This window comes from Streptomyces sp. NPDC008121 (assembly GCF_042957155.1).
Taxonomy (GTDB): domain Bacteria; phylum Actinomycetota; class Actinomycetes; order Streptomycetales; family Streptomycetaceae; genus Streptomyces.
Genome location: NZ_JBIBHT010000001.1, coordinates 625,411 through 641,278 on the forward strand (window position 1 = coordinate 625,411; position 15,868 = coordinate 641,278).

Annotated in this window: 15 protein-coding genes; 7 read left to right on the forward strand and 8 right to left on the reverse strand. The window is 74.0% G+C overall.

Features of this window, described 5'->3' with window-relative positions; all coding sequences use genetic code 11:
* Nucleotides 1–52 precede the first annotated feature (52 nt).
* The 3 genes from ACFZBD_RS02685 to ACFZBD_RS02695 all read left to right on the forward strand — a co-directional run bounded on the left by ACFZBD_RS02685 (nt 53) and on the right by ACFZBD_RS02695 (nt 2,508).
* Nucleotides 53–760, forward strand: coding sequence for an alpha/beta fold hydrolase (locus tag ACFZBD_RS02685; protein WP_391134137.1), 708 nt, complete (start codon nt 53–55; stop codon nt 758–760).
* Nucleotides 761–774: 14 nt separating this feature from the next.
* The gene (locus tag ACFZBD_RS02690; protein WP_365716109.1) at nt 775–993 is read left to right on the forward strand and encodes a hypothetical protein; all 219 of its coding nucleotides are present in this window, start codon (nt 775–777) and stop codon (nt 991–993) included.
* An 81-nt stretch (nt 994–1,074) separates the two neighbouring features.
* Nucleotides 1,075–2,508: an SPFH domain-containing protein gene (locus ACFZBD_RS02695; protein ID WP_391134141.1), complete on the forward strand. Its 1,434-nt coding sequence runs from the start codon at nt 1,075–1,077 to the stop codon at nt 2,506–2,508.
* 213 nt (nt 2,509–2,721) lie between these two features.
* On the opposite strand, the gene ACFZBD_RS02700 is transcribed toward ACFZBD_RS02695, so the two are convergent.
* The 3 genes from ACFZBD_RS02700 to ACFZBD_RS02710 all read right to left on the reverse strand — a co-directional run bounded on the left by ACFZBD_RS02700 (nt 2,722) and on the right by ACFZBD_RS02710 (nt 5,200).
* Nucleotides 2,722–2,892 carry a hypothetical protein gene (locus ACFZBD_RS02700; protein WP_391134144.1) on the reverse strand — a complete coding sequence of 57 codons (171 nt, stop codon included), beginning with the start codon at nt 2,890–2,892 and terminating at the stop codon, nt 2,722–2,724.
* A gap of 85 nt (nt 2,893–2,977) precedes the next feature.
* Nucleotides 2,978–4,117 (reverse strand): glycosyl hydrolase family 18 protein, encoded by a 1,140-nt coding sequence (locus ACFZBD_RS02705; protein ID WP_391134146.1) that lies wholly within the window; start codon nt 4,115–4,117, stop codon nt 2,978–2,980.
* Between the two features lie 258 nt (nt 4,118–4,375).
* Nucleotides 4,376–5,200: a TIGR02452 family protein gene (locus ACFZBD_RS02710; RefSeq protein ID WP_391134149.1), complete on the reverse strand. Its 825-nt coding sequence runs from the start codon at nt 5,198–5,200 to the stop codon at nt 4,376–4,378.
* A 131-nt stretch (nt 5,201–5,331) separates the two neighbouring features.
* Between ACFZBD_RS02710 and egtA the strand changes: the two genes are divergently transcribed.
* The 4 genes from egtA to egtD are packed head-to-tail and all read left to right on the forward strand — an operon-like array spanning nt 5,332 to nt 9,636.
* A complete protein-coding gene (egtA, locus tag ACFZBD_RS02715; protein WP_391134152.1) occupies nt 5,332–6,594 on the forward strand; it encodes an ergothioneine biosynthesis glutamate--cysteine ligase EgtA in 1,263 nt (420 codons plus the stop codon).
* Nucleotides 6,591–7,907, forward strand: coding sequence for an ergothioneine biosynthesis protein EgtB (gene egtB, locus ACFZBD_RS02720; protein WP_391134155.1), 1,317 nt, complete (start codon nt 6,591–6,593; stop codon nt 7,905–7,907). The genes egtA and egtB overlap by 4 nt, the downstream gene beginning before the upstream one ends.
* Entirely contained in the window at nt 7,907–8,674 is a 768-nt protein-coding gene (egtC, locus tag ACFZBD_RS02725; protein WP_391134158.1) for an ergothioneine biosynthesis protein EgtC, read from the forward strand. Before egtB ends, egtC begins: the two co-directional genes overlap by 1 nt.
* Entirely contained in the window at nt 8,671–9,636 is a 966-nt protein-coding gene (egtD, locus tag ACFZBD_RS02730; protein WP_391134161.1) for an L-histidine N(alpha)-methyltransferase, read from the forward strand. Before egtC ends, egtD begins: the two co-directional genes overlap by 4 nt.
* On the opposite strand, the gene ACFZBD_RS02735 is transcribed toward egtD, so the two are convergent.
* The 5 genes from ACFZBD_RS02735 to ACFZBD_RS02755 form a co-directional block, all read right to left on the reverse strand.
* Nucleotides 9,531–10,412 (reverse strand): 1-acyl-sn-glycerol-3-phosphate acyltransferase, encoded by an 882-nt coding sequence (locus tag ACFZBD_RS02735; protein ID WP_391134164.1) that lies wholly within the window; start codon nt 10,410–10,412, stop codon nt 9,531–9,533. The two genes, egtD and ACFZBD_RS02735, sit on opposite strands and share 106 nt — an antisense overlap.
* Nucleotides 10,409–11,221 carry a GNAT family N-acyltransferase gene (locus ACFZBD_RS02740; protein ID WP_391135899.1) on the reverse strand — a complete coding sequence of 271 codons (813 nt, stop codon included), beginning with the start codon at nt 11,219–11,221 and terminating at the stop codon, nt 10,409–10,411. Before ACFZBD_RS02740 ends, ACFZBD_RS02735 begins: the two co-directional genes overlap by 4 nt.
* Before the next feature lie 250 nt (nt 11,222–11,471).
* A complete protein-coding gene (locus ACFZBD_RS02745) occupies nt 11,472–12,722 on the reverse strand; it encodes an extracellular solute-binding protein (protein ID WP_391134167.1) in 1,251 nt (416 codons plus the stop codon).
* A gap of 187 nt (nt 12,723–12,909) precedes the next feature.
* The gene (locus tag ACFZBD_RS02750) at nt 12,910–14,364 is read right to left on the reverse strand and encodes a cellulose binding domain-containing protein (RefSeq protein WP_391134170.1); all 1,455 of its coding nucleotides are present in this window, start codon (nt 14,362–14,364) and stop codon (nt 12,910–12,912) included.
* On the reverse strand, nt 14,361–15,866 hold the full coding sequence (locus ACFZBD_RS02755) for a family 20 glycosylhydrolase (protein WP_391134173.1): 1,506 nt from the start codon (nt 15,864–15,866) through the stop codon (nt 14,361–14,363). Before ACFZBD_RS02755 ends, ACFZBD_RS02750 begins: the two co-directional genes overlap by 4 nt.
* Between the last annotated feature and the right edge of the window lie 2 nt (nt 15,867–15,868).

Sequence of the window (15,868 nt, forward strand, 5' to 3'; positions counted from 1 at the left end):
ATCCGTACCGCGCGCGCCGGGAGCACCGGCGCCTGGAGCGAGAGGCACGAGCGTGCGGCTGCACACGACCACCTGGGGATCCGGCGACCGGGACGCGCTGCTCGTCCACGGCATCCTGAGCGACCATCGCACCTGGCGCCGGGTCGGTCCCGCGCTCGCCGGCCGCGGGTACCGCGTGACCGCCGTGGACCTGCGCGGGCACGGGCTCAGCGACCGGGCCGCGGGCCCCGAGGAGTACACCCCGGCGCACTACGCCGACGACCTGGTCGAGAACCTTCCGCGGGGGGCCGAGCTGGCCCTCGGGCATTCGCTCGGCGCGCTGGCGCTGGCCCTGGCCGTGGAGCGGCTGGTACCGCGCCGGGCGGTGTACTCCGACCCGGCCTGGCACCTGCCGGCGGGGGTCGGCGGCTACCGCCCCGAGCTGTTCACCCGGGCCAAGGCCTTCACCGCGGACCACATCCGGCAGTTCAACCCCCACTGGGCGGAGGAGGACGTCGCCGTCGAGGCGGAGACCGTCCGGCTGTGGGACGAGCGGACGGCGCACGGTCTCGTGGACTTCGCCGGGCGGGACGCCTGGCCGCTGCGCCCGGCCGTCCCCTCGCTGATCACACTGGCCGACCCGAGCGGGCTGGTGTCCCCCGGGAACGCCCGGCTCCTGAAGGAGCGCGGCTTCGAAGTCCGTACGGTCGCCGGCGCCGGACACACCATCCACCGGGACGACTTCGAGGGGTTCATGACCGCTCTGGAGGGCTGGATCTGACGTACCTTTTGGTCATGGACGACGTCTCGATGGTGGGAATGCTCGGCCGGGTCACCGGCACCGTCGGGCCCGGTCTCGTCGGTGAGGTGATCGTCCGGATCCGGGGCGGGGCCGAGCACTTCCTCGCCTATCCGGCCGTGGGCGAGGCCCGAATCGAGACCGGAACGGTCGTGACTGTCGTGGAACATCTCCCTCCACGCACCGTCTATGTCACAGCCGCGTACGGCGGTTGACCGATCCATTGAGTGCCGGGCCGCACGGGCGCACACTCCCTTCACCGGAACCGAGCGGCTCCGGTGAAGGGGGAGCTGCCCATGGGCATCGGCATCCTGGCGGGCGTCGCGTGCGGCGCCGTCATCGTCCTCATCGTGCTGTTCAAAATGATGTGGCGCGTCGCGGAACCCAACGAAGCACTGATCATCTCCGGCTCCAACCACAAGATGGAGGGGCTCGGCGAGGGCATGGGGTTCCGGATCGTCACGGGGCGCGGCACCCTCGTGGTGCCAGGCGTCCAGGCGGTTCGCAAGCTGTCGCTCGACCTCAACGAGACCCAGCTGTCCGTGGAGTGCGTGACGCACCAGGGCATTCCGCTCAAGGTCCGCGGCGTGGTGATCTTCAAGGTCGGTGACGACTTCGTGTCGATCGCCAACGCGGCCCGCCGCTTCCTCGATCAGCAGAAGCTGATGTCGGAGCGGGTCCACATCGTCTTCGCCGGTCATCTCCGCGCCATCGTCGGCGGATTGACGGTGGAGGACATGATCCGGGACCGCGAGAAGCTGACCGGGCAGGCCCGTTCGGCGTGTGGCACGGAGATGGAGAAGCTCGGTCTGATCGTCGACTCGCTGCAGATCCACGAGATCGAGGACCCGACCGGTTACATCAAGAACCTGGCCGCCCCGCACGCGGCCGCCGTCCAGCGCGACGCCCGGATCGCGCAGGCGGAGGCCAACCGGCGGGCGACGGAGGCCGAGCAGCAGGCCGCTGCGCGGATGTCGGAGGCCACCCGGGACAGCGAGATCCTGCAGGCCGGCTATCAGGCCGAGCGGGACCAGGCGTCGGCCAAGGCGCGGCAGGCCGGTCCGCTGGCCGAGGCGGCGTCACGGCAGGAGGTCGTCGTCCAGGAGACCCGGGTGGCGGAGCTGGAGGGCCACCGCAAGGAACAGCAGCTCCAGGCGGAGGTCCGCAAGCCGGCCGACGCCCTGGCGTACGAGACCCGGACGCTGGCCGAGGCAGAGCGGGACGCCCGGATCTCGGCGGCGCAGGCGGAGGCGAAGGAGACCGAGCTGGCGAGCGCCGCGCGGGCCACGGCGACCCGGCTGACCGGCGAGGCCGAGGCGGCGGCGCAGCACGCGCGGGGTCTCGCGGTCGCCGAGGCGGCACGCGCGCAGGGTCTGGCCGAGGCGGAGTCGATCAAGGCGCGGGCGGCGGCGCTCGCGGAGAACCAGGAGGCGGTGGTCGCCCAGCAGCTGGCCGAGAACTGGCCGGAGATCGTCCGGGCGGGGGCGTCCGCCTTCGGGAACGTGGACCAGATGGTGCTCCTGAACGGCGCCGACGGGATGGCGGAGGTGTTCGCCAAGGCGCTGGCCATGGGCGGGACGGGGCTCGGTGTGGCCCGTCAGTTGCTGTCCACGATGAGCCCCGGCGCGGGCGCGAACGGGTCCTCCGACTCCCCGGCATCGGCTGCCGCGGGGGCTCCGCCGACGCCGCGGGGGGAGGCGATCGAGGTCACCGACGCCGACCGGCCGTAGACCGGGCGGTCGACGGCCGGTCCGGCGGTGGGCGGTCCGGCGGTGGGGCTCAGGACCGGGGCCGGCGGGACGGGCCGGGGCCCGGCGCTCTGACGGCGCCGGGCCCCGGTCGCGTCCGCGTCCCGCGTTCAGCGCGGGAGCGGTCGCGATCGTCGCACGGAAGGAAGGGCCGTGGTGACCGTACGGGTCAGTTGTGGCCGAGTACCGTACGGGTCAGTTGTGGCCGAACTTCCGTTCCTTCTTGTGGGACACCTGCTCGATGAGCGGGCGCGAGGGCCGGCTCGCCGCGGACGAGCCGGGCTGTTCCTGCGCCGCCGCGGTCGTCTTCTGTTCGTGTCCGCCCGTTCGGGCTCCGTGGTTCACCCGGGTCTGTTTCTTGCCCACGATCGTGCCTCCTGTGATTCCTGGAGCGGAATGCGGGACGCTGGGGGACGTTCTCAGACTCGCACGCGGGTACCCACGGCGCATGTCAGGGTGTGGCGGCGCCCTTCGCGAGGACCGCCCACAGGTCGGGGTCCTCGAAGTTCAGCGCCCAGAGGGCCGTGTTCACGACGCCGTGGCGGCGCAGGACGGGCAGGTGCCCGGCGACGCCCTTGGCGTCCTGGTACCAGACCTCGCGGGTGAGAGCCCCCGACGTATAGGTGAAGTGGGGGGTGCCGGAGACGGGGTCGAGCCGGTAGGGCGCCTGCTGGGCGCGGCGCAGCGCCTCGGCCTCCTTCCAGGTCACGTGTGCGGTCTTCCCCTCCCCCGCCGTGACCCAGTCCCAGCCGTAGGCGGGCAGGGCGAGCTCGATCCGCTCGCGCGGCACGAGGGAGGTGGCGATGCGCAGCAGGTCGTCGTACCAGGCGGTGCTCGCCAGCGGGCCGGGGGCGCCGCCCGCGTAGTGGAGGTTGTACGCCATGATGCGCACCCGGTCGGCGGCCTTGCCCAGGGCGGTGTAGTCCCAGATGCGGCCCGTCGTGGCGGTCTGCGGGCTCACTGTGACCACGCATTCCAGGGCGAGGGCGTGCAGCCGGGCGCACACGTCCGTGACCAGGGTGGCGTACCCCTTCCGTACGGCCGGGTAGGCGGCGTCGCCGGTGGTGGCGATGGACTCGTAGTCCAGATCGAGCCCGTCGTAGTCGCGGCTGACGGCGACGGCGACGAGGGCGTCCACGTGCGCGGCGCGCAGGGCGGGGTCGGTGACGATGTCGGCGAGGACGCCGGAGGGCAGGGTCTCCATGACGGTGGGCACGACCTTGACGCCGGCGCGGTGCAGGCCGTCCACGACGAGCCGCTCACCCGCCCCCGGGTGGGGGTCGATCCGGTCGGCGGCCTTCGCCTCGAACCAGAACGGGCTGACGGTGTGCAGCTGGTCCGCGTGACGCAGGGCGGCGAGGTAGGCGGCCTCCTGGTCCCAGTAGGGCAGCCAGGCGGAGACCGTGCGCGGCGGCGGTTCCTCGGCGGCGGCCGTGCCCTGGGAGAGGGACGGCGACGGGTCCGGGGCGGTCGCCGCCCGCGCGGGGCGCGGCGGGCCGGCCGGGAGGATGGCGAGGACGCACGCGAACAGGCCGGTCACCAGGGCGGCGGACCGGGCGCGTCGTCTACGGGGGGAGGTCGCGAAGGCCATGGTCCGAGCCTCGGGCCGCCGTCCGGGCCCCGCCCCACGGGTGGCCCATCCGGGCGCGCCGGCGGCGCTTCGCGCGGCCCCGTCGGCCCGACCGCGGTCCGACCCGACCGCCGGCCGGCCCCGCTCCGTTCGACCGGCATCGTCCGACCGGCCCTCGTCCGACCGGCCCTCGTCCGACCGGCCCTCGTCGGACCGGCCTTCGTCGGACCGGCCGCGGACCCGGCCCTGGATCAGGCCTGCGCGACGACCCGGCCCTGGTCAGGCCTCCGCGAAGACCCGCTGGAACGCGCTCAGCGTCGTCCTGTCGGCCGTACGGTCCAGGATCGCGAAGACGATCTCGTCGAAGTGGCCGGCGAAGCGGCCGTCGCCCGTGAGCAGTGCGCGGAAGGCGCCCGCCACCTCGGCCGGGTCGTTCTGGAAGACGCCGCAGCCCCAGGCGCCGAGGACGAGCCGGCGGTAGCCGGCCGCGACGGCCGTCTCCAGGACCCGTTCGGCACGGGCGGCGAGCGCGGCCGGGATCCGGTCGGCGAGCCGCGGGGACCGGCGGCGGATGACGCCGGCGTTCGGGGCGGGCGAGGTGAGGAAACCGACCGTGAACGGCTCGTTCAGGAGCGTGCCCCGGTCGTCGCGGAAGACGGGCACGCCGGGCGAGTGGATGACCCGGTCGGTGTAGAAGGCGTCCCGCTCGGCGCGGTGGTGGGCGTAGTACTCGGGGGCGCGCAGGAGGGTGGTGTACAGGGCGGAGGCCCGGCAGACGGCCTCCTCCTGGGCCTGGGCGCCGTTGAGATAGCCGCCGCCCGGGTTCCGGGCGGAGGCGAAGTTGAGGACGGCGACCGGGTCGGGGCCGGCGGCGGTCAGACGGCGGGCGGCGACGAGGCTGCTCTCGTCGGTGACCTCGACGGAGGTGGGGCGCTCGCCGCAGGGGGTGACGGGGACGGGATCGGGGCCGTACAGGCGGGTGCCGTCCACCGCCGCGCTCAGCGCCGCCTCCATCGAGACCCGACGGCCGTCGGGGGCGCGGTAGTGGCCCGCCTCGACGATCTCCTCGGTCTCCTTCGCGATCCCCCGCAGTCGTGCGCTCATGGCGTCAGCTTGATCGACTCCGTGGCGCGGGAGCAAGGGGATTTCCCCGTGGGGGCCGAGGGGGCGGTCTTGCACGCCCGCCGGAGGTGGCTTTAGGTGGAATCAGCGGCTTCCAAGACAGGAGGAACCGAATGTCGTCGAGCGGCATACCGCCGGACGGTCCGCTTCTGACCGAGGACGAGGCGGAGGATCTGCTGCGATGTATCTGCTTCAAGACGGGCCCGCCCCGCACGGTCGGGGTGGAGGTGGAATGGCTCGTCCACGAGCTGCGTGATCCGCGGCTCCCCGTCCCGCCCCGGCGGCTGGCCGCGGCCGTCGACTCCGTGCGGGCCGTACCCCTCGCGTCGGCCCTCACCTTCGAACCGGGCGGGCAGCTGGAACTCAGCTCCCCGCCCGCCGCCTCCCTCATGGAGTGCGTCGACACCCTCTCGGCCGACCTGGACGCGGTGCGTGCCACGCTCGGCCCTCTCGGACTCTCCCTCAGCGGCTACGGCGTCGATCCGTGGCAGACGCCGCGCGAGCGGGTGCTGCGCGAGCCCCGTTACGACGCGATGGAGGCCGCCCTCGACCGTACGGGCCCGGCCGGCCGGGCCATGATGTGCGACTCGGCGTCGGTCCAGGTCTGTCTGGACGCCGGTCACCAGGAGCCGGGTCCCCTCGGCTACCACCGGCGGTGGCGGCTGGCCCACCTGCTCGGCGCGGTGCTGGTCGCCGCGTTCGCCAACTCCGCCGTGCACGGCGGGCGCCACACCGGATGGCGCTCCGCCCGGCAGGCGCTGTGGACCGACCTCGACCCGGCGCGCGCCCTCGCCCCCGTCCCGGCGGACGGCGAGCCGCGTGCGGCCTGGGCCGCGCACGTGCTGGACACCCCGGTGATGTGCGTCCGTGCCGACGAGGGGCCGTGGCACGTGCCGCGGGGACTGACGTTCCGGGAGTGGCTGCGCACCGGCCGGCCCCGGCCGCCGACCGAGGAGGACCTGCGCTACCACATGACCACGCTCTTCCCGCCCGTACGGCCGCGGGGCCACCTGGAGCTGCGGATGATCGACGCACAGCCGGGCGAGGACGGCTGGATCGTGCCGGTGGCCGTGGCCACCGCGCTCTTCGACGACCCGGAGGCCGCCGAGACCGTCTATCGCGCGGTCAAGCCGCTGGCGGAGTACGCCGGTTGCCAGGCGCCGCCGCGCAACCCGCTGTGGCTGGCGGCGGCCCGCGACGGCTTGGCCGACCCGGATCTGCACGCCGCCGCGCTGGTGGCGTTCCCCACCGCGCTGGAGGCGCTTCCCCGGCTCGGGGCGAGCGAGTCCGTCCAGCGGGCGGTGGCCGCGTTCCACGAGCGCCATGTGATCCCCGGAGGCTGTCCGGCCGACGACCTGCGGAAGGTGGCGTCATGACCGTGACCGACGACCCGACGGCCCTGCGACAGCGGGCGCTCGACGCGCTGACCACGGCGCGCGAGCGCACCGCGCTGCTCACCTCCTGCGTCGAGGACGACGAACTGACTGCTCAGCACTCGCCGTTGATGTCCCCACTGGTGTGGGACCTGGCGCACATCGGCAACCAGGAGGAGCAGTGGTTGTGGCGGGCGGTCGCCGGCCGCGACGCACTGCGGCCGGAGATCGACTCGATCTACGACGCCTTCGAGCATCCGCGCGCCAGCCGGCCGACGCTGCCGCTGCTGCCGCCCGGTGAGGCCCGCGCGTACGCCTCGGACGTACGGAGCCGGGTGCTGGACGTCCTGGCGCGGACCCCCTTGGAAGGCCGCCCGCTGGTGGAGGCCGCGTTCGCGTTCGGGATGATCGCCCAGCACGAGCAGCAGCACGACGAGACGATGCTGATCACGCATCAGTTGCGCACCGGGCCGGCCGCGCTGACCGCCCCTCCCCCGCCGGCCGCGCCGCACGGGCCGCTGCCCGTCGAGGTCCTGGTCCCCGGGGGGGCGTTCACGATGGGGACCTCCGACGAACCCTGGGCGCTGGACAACGAGCGCCCGGCGCACCCCCGGGTCCTCCCGGCGTACTACATCGACACCGTCCCGGTCACCAACGGCGCCTTCATGGCGTTCATCGCGGACGGCGGCTACACCGACGAACGGTGGTGGCGGGCGGAGGGCTGGGCGCAGATCCGGCAGCACGACATCGCGGCCCCGCTGTTCTGGCGCCGCTCCGGCGGGCAGTGGCTGCGCCGCCGGTTCGGGGTGACCGAGCCCGTACCGGAGGACGAGCCCGTGGTGCACGTCAGCTGGTACGAGGCGGACGCCTACGCGCGTTGGGCCGGGCGCAGGCTTCCGACGGAGGCCGAGTGGGAGAAGGCCGCCCGCCACGACCCGGCGAGCGGGCGCTCGCGCCGCTATCCCTGGGGCGACGCGGACCCGGAGCCGGGCCACGCCAACCTGGGTCAGCGGCACCTGCGGCCCGCTCCGGCCGGCAGCTACCCGGAGGGCGCCTCGCCGCTCGGTGTACGGCAGCTGATCGGCGACGTGTGGGAGTGGACGGACAGCGACTTCCTGCCCTATCCGGGGTTCACGGCCTTCCCGTACAAGGAGTACTCGGAGGTCTTCTTCGGTCCGGAGCACAAGGTGCTGCGGGGTGGTTCGTTCGCCGTCGACGCGGTGGCCTGCCGGGGGACGTTCCGCAACTGGGACCTGCCGGTGCGGCGCCAGATCTTCGCCGGCTTCCGCACCGCCCGGGACGCGGAGGTCCGCTGATGTGCCGCCATGTCGTCTATCTCGGTCCCCCCGTGGCCATCGGCGAGCTGGTGCTCGCGCCGGAGCACTCGCTGTCGCGGCAGGCGTGGGAGCCGCGGACGCAGGTCAGCGGTGTGGTGAACGCCGACGGTTTCGGGGTGGGCTGGTACGCCGAGGGCGACCCGGTCCCGGCGCGCTACCGCCGGGCCGTACCCGTCTGGGCCGACGCCTCCTTCGTCGATCTCGCGCGCGTGGTGCGCGCCGGTGCCTTCCTGGCCGCGGTCCGGGGTGCCACCCTGCCGGGGGCGGACGGCGAGGCCGCGGCGGCGCCGTTCGGCGCCGGGCCGTGGCTGTTCAGCCACAACGGAGCGGTGGAGGGCTGGCCCGACGCGCTGTCCGGCCCGGCCGCCGCGCTCTCGCCCGAGGAGTGGCTGCGGCTCGAGGCGCGGAGCGACTCGGCGCTGGTGTGGGCGCTGGTGCTGCACCGGCTGCGGGCCGGCGACCCGCCCGAGCAAGCCCTCACCGACACCGTTCGGGAGGCGGCCGGCGCCGCGCCCGGTTCCCGGCTGAACCTGCTGCTCACCGACGGTTCGACCATCACCGCGACCACCTGGGGGAACACGCTCTTCTCCCTCACGGGCCCCGACCGGAGCGGTTCGCCGCGCACGGTCGTCGCCTCGGAGCCCTACGACGACGACCCCCTCTGGCGCGAGGTGCCGGACCGCACGCTGCTGACCGCCACCCGCACCGACGTCACCCTGACCCCGCTCAAGGAGCCCTCCGCGTGAGCCCGTTCCAGCTGACCCGCACCCTGCCCGAGGACGCCACCGAGGCCGATCTGCGCGCCGACGTGCTGCACGGTCTGACCCGTACCCCCAAGCAGCTGCCGCCGAAGTGGTTCTACGACGCCCGGGGCAGCGAGCTGTTCGAGGAGATCACCCGGCTCCCCGAGTACTACCCGACCCGCGCGGAGCGGGAGATCCTGGCCACCCGGGCGCCCGAGATCGCGGCGGCGACCGGGGCCCGGACCCTGGTGGAGCTGGGGTCCGGCTCCTCGGAGAAGACCCGGTTCCTGATCGACGCGCTGCTGCCCGCCCTGGAGAGCTACGTGCCGGTGGACGTGAGCGAGTCGGCGCTGACGGGCGCCGCAGAGGCGCTGCTCGCGGAGCGGCCCGGGCTCCACATCCACGCCTTGGTCGCCGATTTCACCCGGGGCCTCGCCCTGCCGGGGACGCCGGGGCCGCGCCTGGTCGCGTTCCTGGGCGGCACGATCGGGAACCTCCTGCCGGCCGAGCGGACGGTGTTCCTGCGTTCGGTACGGGCGATGATGGCGCCGGGCGACGCCCTGCTGCTCGGCACGGACCTGGTGAAGGACGAGGCGACCCTGGTCGCCGCCTACGACGACGCCGCGGGGGTGACGGCGGCGTTCAACAAGAACGTCCTGTCCGTGATCGCCCGCGAGCTGGACGCGGACGTCCGTCCGGAGGACTTCGACCACGTGGCGCTCTGGAACGCGGAGCAGGAGTGGATCGAGATGCGGCTGCGGGCGCGGCAGGCGGTCACGGTGAAGATCCCGGAGCTGGACCTGGTGGTGCCGTTCGAGGCGGGTGAGGAGGTGCGGACGGAGGTGTCGGCGAAGTTCCGTCAGGCGGGTGTGCGCGAGGAGCTGCGGGCGGCGGGTCTGGAGCCGGCCCGGTGGTGGACGGATGCGGAGGGGCGGTTCGCGCTGTCGCTGGCGACGGCGCGCTGAGCCGCGCGCGCGAGGGCGCGCCGGTTCGGATACTGGAGGCTGGATATTGGATCCGATATCCGTATGTCCGCGGTGAGTCCCCGGGCCGTCGCGATCCGCCACAGCGAGGCGGCCAGCGGATCCTCGCCCACGAAGGCGGCCGGTCCCGCGGGGCGGTAGTCCAGCCGGACCGGCCGTACGTCGGCTCCCGCGTCGAGCGCGGCCTGGAAGACGGCCGGGCGGAACGCCCCTTCCGCCCGCCCGCACCAGGTGGAGCCTTCGGGGAAGACGACCACCCGGCCGCCGCCGGCGAGGACCCCGGTCAGCTCGCGGACGGCGCCGGGCAGGGCCCGGAGTCGGTCGCGGTCGATGAAGAGGGTGCCGCCGAGCGCCGCGAGCGGCCCGAGGAGGGGCCAGGTCCTGACCTCTCGCTTGGCGAGCATGCGTCCGGGGAGGACGGCGGCGACGAGCGGGATGTCCAGCCAGGAGATGTGGTTGGCGACCACAAGCGCCGGCCCGGCGGGCGCGTCCGGGTTCCCGGTGATCCGTACGCGTACGCCGAAGGCCCGTACGACCGTCCGGCACCACCGGCGGGTGAGCCGGCGCCGGGCCGGGGGCGGCAGCGGCCCGGCGAGGGGGGCGAGCAGCACGCCGGTGAGGATCACGGCGAGGGCCGTGGCCAGTCGCAGGACGGCCCGGGCGAGGCCCACGGTGGCGCAGCCGGGGCCGTGGTGGGCGGTGCACCGGCCCGGGGTGCAGGGGGCCGTGGGCAGCCAGGCGGACGGGGCCGTGGTCACGGCGCGGGGGCGAGGGAGAGGAAGTGGCGCAGGTAGCGGGGGTTGGTGTCGCGCAGCGAGAGCAGGACGTAGAGGTCGGCGACGCCGAAGGCGGGGTCGTGGGCGGGGGCACCGCAGACCCGGGCGCCGAGGCGGAGGTAGCCGCGCAGCAGCGGGGGGAGTTCGGTGCGGCCGCGCGGGCGGGCGATGCCGTCGGGGCTCCAGAGCCGGTGCGGGGTGACCCAGTGCTCCTCGGGGGCGAGGTGCTTGGCCTTGACGGTGTCCCAGGTGGCGGCGGCGAGGGCGCCGCCGTCGGCGAGCGGGAGGGAGCAGCAGCCGGCCAGCCAGTTGTGTCCGGTGCGGGTCATGTAGCGGGCGAGCCCGGCCCAGACGAGGGCGATGACGGCGCCGTTGCGGTGGGCGGGGTGGACGCAGGAGCGGCCGACCTCGACGAGGTCGTCGCGGAGGGGGGCGAGCCGGCCGAGGTCGAACTCGTGCTCGGAGTAGAGGCGTCCGGCGATCCGGGCGCGCTCGGGCGGCAGGACCCGGTAGGTGCCGACGACCTCGCCGGTGGTCTCCTCGCGGACCAGCAGGTGGTCGCAGTACGCGTCGAAGGCGTCGATGTCCAGGCCGGGCTCCGGGCCGTCGAGGTGGGCGCCCAGCTCACCGGCGAAGACCTGGTGGCGCAGCCGCTGGGCGGCGCGGACCTCGTCCTCGTCGCGGGCGAGGCGGACGACGTAGCGCGGCTGGTCGACGGGAGCGGCCCCGGCCGCCGCGGGACCGGTGGCCTGGGCGGGCACGCGGGCGGGCGCACCCCCGGGCGCGGGCATGCGGGCGGGCGCCGGCAGGCCGGCGGGGACGGGCACGGCGGGGGCCGGGGCGGTGGCACCGTCGACCGCTGGTGCGACGGCGACGGCTGCTGCGGGCGACGGTGCGGGCATGTCGGGCTCCTCCGGTGGCACGGAAGGGGACGGTGAGGGCCGGGCCGCGCGGGGCGGTGGTCCGGCTCCTTACTTCTTCCGTGACCGGCTGGATTCGACGTGACCGTTCGGGGGCTCGCGGGTGTGGAGGCGCTGAATGCTATTCGGCGAGCGCCTGGGTGATCTGCTCGGAGGCGTGCTCCGCCGCCTGCTTCGGGTCCTCGCCGAGGAGGACCGCCGTCATGTACGGCTTGATGGGGTTGGCGCCCTCGACGTCGGCCCACTGCGGGGAGTTGGGCGTGGCCCGGCCGCGGGCCGCGCCGACGGCCATGACGGCCGTGGCCTCCTGGCCCTGGACGACGGAGGAGAGCGTGGTTTTGTTGGGGACGTAGTTCATCGCGCGGGCGAGTTCGGCCTGCCACTTCTCGCCGGCGAGGGCCTTGACGACGTCGATGGCGGCGGTGCGTTCGGGCGCGTTCTCGGGGATGATCAGGTCGGAGCCGCCGGTGAAGACCGCGCAGGGCTGTCCGGCCTTCTTGCCGGGTATCGGGAAGAAGCCGAGCTTGTCCTTCAGTGCCGGATTGGCCTTGGTGATGGCCGGGACGGCGCTGGGGGTGGCGATGATCTGGGCGACGTCGCCCCGGGCGAAGACGTCGGCCTGGGGCGGGGTCTGCTCGTCCGCGTTCTTGGGGCCGGAGCCGAGGGCCTGCAGTCTCTTGTAGAAGTCCATCCCGCGCAGCGCCGCCGGGCTGTCCAGGGCGCCGGTCCACTCGCCGCCCTTGTCGACGGCGAGTTCGCCGCCCTCGTCCCAGACGAACCCGGAGAGGGTGTACCAGTCCTGTCCGGCGAGGTAGATGCCCTGGGAGCCGCTCTTCGCGAGCTTCTCCGTGTCGTCGAGCCACTGCGCGCGGGTGGCCGGCGGCCGGGTGACCCCGGCCGCCTGGAAGAGGTCCTTGTGGTAGATCACGACCCGGTTGGCGGCGTACCAGGGGATGCCGTACTGCGATCCGCCGATCCGGCCGGGCTCGGCGAGGCCGGGCAGCCAGTCCTCGCCGCCGAGGTCGCGCACGGACTCCAGGGTGAGGTCGAAGAGCTTGTCGGTGTCCGCGTACTGGGCGACCTGGGTGTTGCCGACCTCGATGACGTCCGGGCCGCCTCGGCCCTGGATCGCCTCGGTGACCTTCTTGCCGATGCCGGTCCACTCCTGGATCGTGAACCTCAGCCGCACGCCCGGGTGCTCGGCCTCGTACGCGGTGGTGAAGCGCTCGAGGAAGTCCTCGCTGACGCTGTCCCGCATCAGCCAGACGCTCACCGTGCGGTCCTGGTCACCACCGCCCGGCAGCAGGCCGCAACCCGCGAGCGCGAGGGCGGTCGCGACGGCCAGAGGGCAGGCGAGAGGGCGGTTCATCACGTAGGTCACCTTCTGCGTTCCATGACATGGAGTGCGGCATGGGGAGCTGACCCGACGTGGGGGGACGAACGCGGTGTTCGCGCGGGTAGGTGGCCTGGATTCTGGTCTGGACCAACCAGACTGGTCAAGTCCTGCTCGCTCCCGCTCCGGGCGGGCGCACCGTCGTGCGCCCGCCCGTTTGTCGCTTTTACGGGACGGCCGGTACGGAGTCCTGGAAGGCGGTGCCCGCCGAGCGGTAGGCGGCGATCTTGGCGGCGACCTGCGCCGGGGTCAGCACCTGGTCCTTGACGTGCAGGACGTAGTCGACCTTCTGGTCGTAGGCGCGCGGGGTCGTCGACGTCTGGCCCGCGAGGTCGATCAGCCACTGGTTGAAGTTGATGGACATCGGGCGTTCGGGGAGGTAGCGGGCGTCGTGGCGGCCGAACTCCTGGCCGTCGACGTAGTAGACGATCGAGCGGTCGTCGATGGTCACCACCAGGTCGTGCCACCCGGCGTAGCTCGCCCGGACCTCGGAGTGCTGGTTGACGGCCTCCCAGGGGTCGGGCCGGTAGGTCTCCCAGGAGGTCGTGTAGAGGATGTTGGCGGGCTCGCCCCAGCCGCCGTTGGGGAGGTACTCGAAGTCGTACTCGGCGTAGTCGTCGGCCATCGGCGCCTTGAGGTCGTTGATGGTGAAGAAGGTCTGGACGACGCGGTCGCCGTCCGGGCCGGAGAGCGGGGCGTCGGAGAAGCGGACGCGTGCGGCGTAGGTGCCGTTCTTGAACTTCGAGGAGCGGGTGAGGATCTCGGTGTGGCGGGTGGACTCGCCGGTGCCCGCCGTCGAGGTCCTCAGGTTCATGAGGGAGTTGCCGCCCTCCTTGGCGAAGGTGACGTTCTCCGGGGCCCAGGTCGCTCCGGGCACGCCGGGTCCCCCGGAGTTGGAGCGCACGCTCCAGCCGTGGGCGGCGATCGCGGGGTCGGTGTGGCTGGTGTAGTCGAAGTCGTCGAAGAGCGTGGCTCCGGTGGGCGGGGGCGTGGTCGGGTCGGTCGGGTCGGGGGTGGGGTCCGTCGGGTCCGGGGTGGGTTCGTTGCCGGCCGGGGCCGTGCCCCAGACCTGGACCCCGTTGACGGTGGCGGTGACCTTCGACCAGTTCGCGTACGAGGTCTGGCCGGGGCCGAAGGAGTAGTCGTCGCTCTGGTTCAGCGGCTGCCAGTTGGAGCGGTGGAAGCGCAGTTGCATGTCGCCGGTGTCGGCGCCGGGCGCGAGGGTGCCGGCGCCCGCGGTGAAGCCGACCTCCAGATAGCGGTCGGCGGTGGCGGTGGGGCGGGCCAGGGTGCCGAAGGTGCCGGTGAGGTTCGCGCAGCCCTTCACGGCCCAAGAGCAGGCGTAGGTGTACGACGCGCCCGCCTCGGCCTTGAAGTAGTAGCGCACCTTCACCTGGCTCAAAGTCACGGCGGAGGAGCCGGTGTTGACCACCTTGAACCAGGGCTCGGCCTGGTCGCCGCCGCCGGCGCTCTGGCGGTACTGGACGGTGACGGGCTCGCCGGCCGCGGCCGCCGGGAGTGCGGTCAGGACGGTGGCGCCGAGGCCGGTGACGGTGGCGGCGGCGAGGGCGGCGCGCAGGCGTGTGCTCCGGCCGGTCCTGGGGTTCGTCGGGTGGCTCATGGGAGTTCCTTTCCTGGGACGGTGGGGGTGGGGGAAAGGCGGCGCGGCACCCCGAGGGTGTCGAGCCGGGTCAGGTGGTGGTGCAGGCGGTCCCGGAAACCGGGCCAGTCGTGGCGGCCGGTCCAGGCGGTCTCCGCGAGCGCGCAGAGCCGGGGGAAGGTGAGGTACTCGGCGTGCGCGGCGGTGGGGACGTATTCGGTCCACAGCTGCGCCTGGGTGCCGAGGACCCGGCCGGTCTCCTCCGGGCTCCAGTCCCGGGGCGCGGGGTCGGTGCCGTGGACGGCGCGCAGGTCGACCACCGCGCCGGGCTGGCCGGGCGGCTCGTCGGGGCCGGCCGACTGGGGGTAGTCGAGGTAGGTGGTGCGGTGGGGCGCCATGACGACCCGGTGGCCGCGGCGGGCGGCGGTGCGTCCGTGCGCGGTGTCGCGCCAGGGCATGACGGTGAAGTACGGGGGGAGGTCGGCCCCGGTCTCCGTCCAGCCGACCGGGTGGCGTCCCGCGTCCACGAGGTGGCGGCCGATGCGGTCCATGAACCAGCCGTGCAGGGCGTCCGGGCCCGTGAGTCCTTCCTCGGCGGCGCGGCGGCGGGCCGCCGGGGAGGCGTGCCATTCGGCGGTGGGGCACTCCTCGCCGCCGAGGTGGACGTGGGGCGAGGGGAAGACGTCCATGACCTCGTCGAGGACGGTGCGGCAGAAGTCGAGGACCTCGTCGTGGACGCCGAGGACGGTGTCGCACACGCCCCACCGGTCCCAGACGTCGAGGGTCCGGTCCGGGCGGTTGCCGAGGCGGGGGTAGGCGGCGAGGGCGGCCCGCACGTGGCCGGGCATCTCGATCTCGGGGACGACGGTCACGCCGCGGGCGGCCGCGTGCCGGACCAGGTCGGCGAGTTCGCCGCGGGTGTAGGCGCCGCCGTGGGGCAGGCCGCCGGTCTCGGTGAGCCGGGGGTAGGCCGCGACGGGCATGCGCCAGCCCTGGTCGTCGGTGAGGTGGAGGTGGAGGACGTTGAGCTTGTGGAGGGCGAGGAGGTCGACGTAGCGGCGCAGGAAGGACACCGGGCGGAAGTGGCGGGAGACGTCGAGCATGGCTCCGCGCCAGGGGAAGCGGGGGCGGTCGGTGATCTGTACGCAGGGTACGGACCAGGCGACGCCGGTCACGGGTGCGGCGGAGAGGGCCTCCACCGGCAGGAGCTGACGGAGGGTCTGGACACCGGCCAGCAGGCCCGGCAGGCGGGCGGCGCGGAGCAGGACGCCCTCGGCGCCGACGGTGAGGCCGTAGCCCTCCTCGCCGAGTCCGGTGAGGGCGGGGTCGAGGGCGAGGACGACCGTGCCGTCCGGCCGGTCCGGCAGGGGCAGTCCGGTGGCGGGGCGGAGCAGGTCGCGCAGCAGCGCGGCGGCCGCTTCGGCGCCGGGGACGGGTCTCACCGCGGTGTCCGGTCCGAAGGCGAACCGGCCGGGCAGCGGGCTGAGCCGGGAGGGCTGGGGGATCAGTCGGGGCAGGGGCATGG